Consider the following 4,238-nt stretch of genomic DNA (forward strand, 5'->3'; position numbering starts at 1 on the left):
AAATGTAAACGGGCTCATCCGTTCTATCGTCAAAACCCATTTTACCTAAAATAATGTAGCAAAGACCAGTATCAAAATCTTCTGAAATAAGACCCGCATGTTCCAGGCCAATTAAAAGCTTGCGGTTACGCATATCGGCAAGGATCAGCTGGATGATTTCTTTTTTATTTGCTTCAGTTGTGGTTTCCATAAAAATAGCTGTTTGAGATAAATAATACACAAGTATAAGCACTATTAATATTATAAACAAGTACTATTAGTACTTTATATTAGTCTTTTCATAACCATAGCTTTACTTCCTATGAAAACACTAGGATCTAAAATAAAGGCTATCCGTGAAACAAAAGGATTGACACAGGAAGATGTGGCTTATGAGCTTGAAATCACATTAGGTGCTTATTCGAAAATTGAACGTGGAGTAACCGACATCAACCTTTCTAGAATTGAACAAATTGCCAAGTTTTTTAAAATGAGTGTAACGGATCTTTTTGGTTACGGAGAAAAGTCAGAAGTCGAAAAACTGAAAAAGCTTTTAGACGAGAAAGACAAAGAAATTATGGAGCTTCAAAAGAAGTTGATTAAAGCAATGGATAAGAAGTAATTTTTATATTTCACTGATAAGATATGAATAAGCTAATCAAAGAAAAACGTAAGTTATACTTAAACGAAAAAATAATATCCTCTAAAAATATTAGACAACTAGCAGCTGTATTTGATAATGCTGCTAAAGAATTGTCTAACTCTAATGATGATTTATATATTATTTATTCTCTAGATGCTGAAGATAACTCATCTTATGAAAGTGAATCAATTGAAATATTTGCAGAAAATGGTTTGATCGATAACAAGACTATCAAAAAAATAAATATGAGTTTGATATCATTTAAACAATCATACAAAATTGAGCTTCAGTTTACTCATTCAATTGAAAATAAGGACTTAGAAAATTATATATGGGTTAGCGGAAATGATACTATTTGGGTTAATGGCATTTTAAAACAATTTGAAGATATTGTTAATCAAAGTGAACCTCAAATCGGTTCTAAGAAAAGAAGTCTATTAGTAATAATAACAACATTTATAATAGGCTTTCTTTGTTTAAGATACTTTGTACTATTCGGACCCTATTTTAGCAGAAAGGATACTAATACCTTGGTTTCATTATTTGGTGTTTTGGGTCCGTTAATTTTATTTTTTACCCTCTTTATTAAAAGTTTAGATTTCATTCATGAAGGATTTCCTAATATTGAATTAAAAACTGGTGAAGAGTATTTACAGAAAGCTCGTAAACGTAAAATATTAATACTTGGAATAATTACATCAATAATTTCTATTACCGCTAGTTATATCTTTGATTTCATAAAGCCTTAGTAAAGTAAAAAATATGGGAAATAGATTCGATTCTTTTACTGTCTCCATTTTTATGACATTATTTTTAATCTGTTATCTATACTAGTTTTTTGGGAGAAGCGAAGCATTGCCCTATAACACACTACTTTCCAACTACCCCCTTCAGCGCCCTCCCCACGGCATCCGAGTCATACTTTAAACGGATCTTATCCATGGCTGCATAAAGGTTGAGTGTTTTTTTTGGGTCGTCAAATAAGGTGATCTGGTAGGAGCCGTGCACCAGATTGCTTAAGCGCACTAAAGCAAAAAGCAGACGAACCATTATTCGTCTGCTTTTATTTTTAATAGATTACTTTGTTACCTGTGCGAAGTATTTTCTTTTTGAGGAGTTGGGCGTATCACCAAAACTGGATCTCCACCAATCATCTGTACGCAGTGGTTTAGGTGGTTCGTCCGGTCGGCGCCATTCAAGCGATTCGCGGAAAGAGTAGTGCGAAAACAGGCGCATGAATTCTCCCAGGTAAATATCGGCCACACGAGTATCACCACATACCAGCAGCATGTTTTCATCATTGCCGGTTGTTGAGGCATCGCTGAAATTTGCAGAACCGGCAATAACAATTGGCTTCGTACTTAAGGGATCAATAAGCATGAATTTGTTATGGATGTACTTTACGTTGTTATTAAAACCGGTAAGGTTTTCCAATACCCAGCCATCAAACTTATTTGTACGGATATGGTTACCAATTGCAAAAATATTCTCCGGCATGTTGCGTAGTTCCTGTATTTCATTTTCATCGGCCTTTTTGGCTGCTGCTTCACTGGTGCGGTAAGGCCTTGTTTTTTTCTCCAGCAATGCCAGCCTGAAACCTGCTGCTGAATTTCTATATACATCTTTAAAGACTTTATTCATGCCAAACGCAAAGGTCATGAACAAGCCATCTTTAGCGGTTAAGGCCTGGTCGCTGTAGTATGTCAATGCATCGAGTGTTGTTCTGGGGCTAAACAGTACAGCAGTGCCTTTCGGTAAAGTTGCCGACGGTATAGCACTTATCTCCTCTACAGCAGCCATCAGCTCCTGATGCGCGAGGTCCTGCTGCAGTGCTTCCCAATACTTCAGATACAAAGCCGCTACGGATTTACTTTTAACTACATGCGCCACGTTTGAGTGCCCGAAGATACCGCCTATGGAAAAATTCGTACCGCCGGTCCACACTTCTATGGGTTTATCATTCTCAAGCTTAACAATAAATTTATTATGCGCGATGCCTGATTTGTATGTAGTGCGTTCGGTACAATAGTTTTTCAATTTATATTTTGCCACCAGTTCTCTATTCTCTGTTCCCGGAGTTTCACCTTTGGCATCGTATACAATCTGTATGTCCACACCTTTTTTAATGGTGTCTTTTATAAGTTTTAAAAAAGGTTCGTACTTGAATTCATAAGCGGCTATGCGCAGTGCCTGTTTGCCAGGCTTGCAGGAAGTAACAAACTGCGTCAAGGCTTCATACAAACCTCTTGAAAGCCATTCCTTCATGGCAGGATTTTTTTCAAGGTCTTTGGGATCAACATCGCCGAACCTCCGCTCAAATTCCTGTGACGCTGCCGTGTCTCTATTGAAGTATACATCCTGCTTGCCTGCTTCGGGGCATTCTGTTGTAACCGTTACTGAACATTCGGCAGCGACAGTTAATTTCTTCGGTGTGCCTTTCAATGCGCGCACAGTATACTTATATTTTTTTCCGGGCTCAGCAGAATAATCTGCCCACTGGAACAATTGGAAGGGCTGCTTGTTTGAAGGATACAGCGCACCGGCAGGAAAGCCGGGATCTGTTTCTTCAAAACATTTCATGCCTTCCAGGTATTTTGCTGTACCATTTTCATCGGTACGCAAAACGGAGAAGCCCATTAACCCTGCGCATTGGGATTTTGGGTAATCAAAGCCTAAGGTTACCACATAGGTACCCGCAATGGCATTAACTTTCAAACGTTGGTTTGTTTTAGATGTTCTCATAATTGATTGGGGAATAAAAAAACTACTGAAAAAGAAATAGCTATGTTGTATTGGTTTTAAATATAGAAAATAATTTTCTTCAGGCAATCCTGAAACCTATCACTATACGAATTCTTAATAGTACGATTACATGTTTCAGACGCGTTTATCTCTTGAATTTTCATTAAACGAAATGAGGTTAAACATTTCACGCATGCGACTTCTGATGCGGTTTCCGTATGCATCTTCAATTTCCTGTGCATTGAGGTTTGTGGTGATGTGTGTAAGCATGCCGCGCTGTACAAACAAATCATAGCGACTGAACAGGATCTCTGCCATTACATTGCACTCGTTGCCGTAGTACTTAAGATTGTTTTCTGTACCCAGGTCGTCAAAACACCAGACCTGCGGCACCTTCATATCTTTGCTGGTTTTAAAGGACTGGTAGGTGTATTTGTGCAGCATTTCATAGCCGTGGGTCACGAAGTCGTAACTCACCTCGCGGCATGATTTGATGAGGTACTTGTGTGTTTTGGGATTGATAAAATTGATGAGCCGCATCAAGGCTGTTTTGCCGCAACCGACGGGGCCCGACAATAAAATGCCTTTGCTGAGATTGATGTTATGCACTTCCGCATTGCGTACATCTTTGATGGTGTATACCAGTATTTTAAAGATTACTTCATAATCTACAGGATCTATGGAAAATTTATTTCCGTAGAGCTCGCGCCCCTTTTCATTTAAAAATTGTATGCATGTTTCAAAATCAAGGATGCTTTCCGCTGCTGGTTCTTGAGGCTGGGCGTCGCATTGGCTCTGTATAAACTCAAAGTGGGTCTGAATAGGTCTTGTTGCTGTCTGCATGGAGTTTTCCTGGTTTTGTTGCGGTAGCTGG

5 protein-coding genes and 1 pseudogene are annotated in these 4,238 nt (G+C 38.4%); 2 read left to right on the top strand and 4 right to left on the bottom strand.

What is annotated here, in order from left to right:
• Positions 1 to 190: pseudogene (locus tag ACTHJT_RS09985) on the bottom strand (hypothetical protein); the annotation flags it as partial.
• 111 nt (positions 191 to 301) lie between these two features.
• On the opposite strand from ACTHJT_RS09985, the gene ACTHJT_RS09990 reads away from it, so the two are divergent.
• On the top strand, positions 302 to 601 hold the full coding sequence (locus ACTHJT_RS09990; RefSeq protein WP_440237877.1) for a helix-turn-helix domain-containing protein: 300 nt from the start codon (positions 302 to 304) through the stop codon (positions 599 to 601).
• Between the two features lie 23 nt (positions 602 to 624).
• Positions 625 to 1,371 carry a hypothetical protein gene (locus ACTHJT_RS09995; RefSeq protein WP_440237878.1) on the top strand — a complete coding sequence of 249 codons (747 nt, stop codon included), beginning with the start codon at positions 625 to 627 and terminating at the stop codon, positions 1,369 to 1,371.
• 121 nt (positions 1,372 to 1,492) lie between these two features.
• Here ACTHJT_RS09995 and ACTHJT_RS10000 read toward each other — a convergent pair whose 3' ends face one another.
• From ACTHJT_RS10000 to ACTHJT_RS10010, 3 genes are all read right to left on the bottom strand, one after another.
• The gene (locus ACTHJT_RS10000; RefSeq protein WP_440237879.1) at positions 1,493 to 1,672 is read right to left on the bottom strand and encodes a hypothetical protein; all 180 of its coding nucleotides are present in this window, start codon (positions 1,670 to 1,672) and stop codon (positions 1,493 to 1,495) included.
• Between the two features lie 27 nt (positions 1,673 to 1,699).
• Positions 1,700 to 3,364 carry a phospholipase D-like domain-containing protein gene (locus ACTHJT_RS10005; RefSeq protein ID WP_440237880.1) on the bottom strand — a complete coding sequence of 555 codons (1,665 nt, stop codon included), beginning with the start codon at positions 3,362 to 3,364 and terminating at the stop codon, positions 1,700 to 1,702.
• 135 nt (positions 3,365 to 3,499) lie between these two features.
• Entirely contained in the window at positions 3,500 to 4,207 is a 708-nt protein-coding gene (locus ACTHJT_RS10010; RefSeq protein ID WP_440237881.1) for an ATPase, read from the bottom strand.
• Between the last annotated feature and the right edge of the window lie 31 nt (positions 4,208 to 4,238).

It is taken from the genome of Cytophaga sp., from assembly GCF_051961495.1.
Lineage (GTDB): Bacteria > Bacteroidota > Bacteroidia > Cytophagales > Cytophagaceae > Cytophaga.

What these genes read in the sequence shown, in the direction of transcription:
- ACTHJT_RS10005 (WP_440237880.1), bottom strand. Translation starts at nt 3,364, where the DNA reads ATGAGAACATCTAAAACAAACCAACGTTTGAAAGTTAATGCCATTGCG.
- ACTHJT_RS09990 (WP_440237877.1), top strand. Translation starts at nt 302, where the DNA reads ATGAAAACACTAGGATCTAAAATAAAGGCTATCCGTGAAACAAAAGGA.
- ACTHJT_RS10000 (WP_440237879.1), bottom strand. Translation starts at nt 1,672, where the DNA reads ATGGTTCGTCTGCTTTTTGCTTTAGTGCGCTTAAGCAATCTGGTGCAC.
- ACTHJT_RS09995 (WP_440237878.1), top strand. Translation starts at nt 625, where the DNA reads ATGAATAAGCTAATCAAAGAAAAACGTAAGTTATACTTAAACGAAAAA.
- ACTHJT_RS10010 (WP_440237881.1), bottom strand. Translation starts at nt 4,207, where the DNA reads ATGCAGACAGCAACAAGACCTATTCAGACCCACTTTGAGTTTATACAG.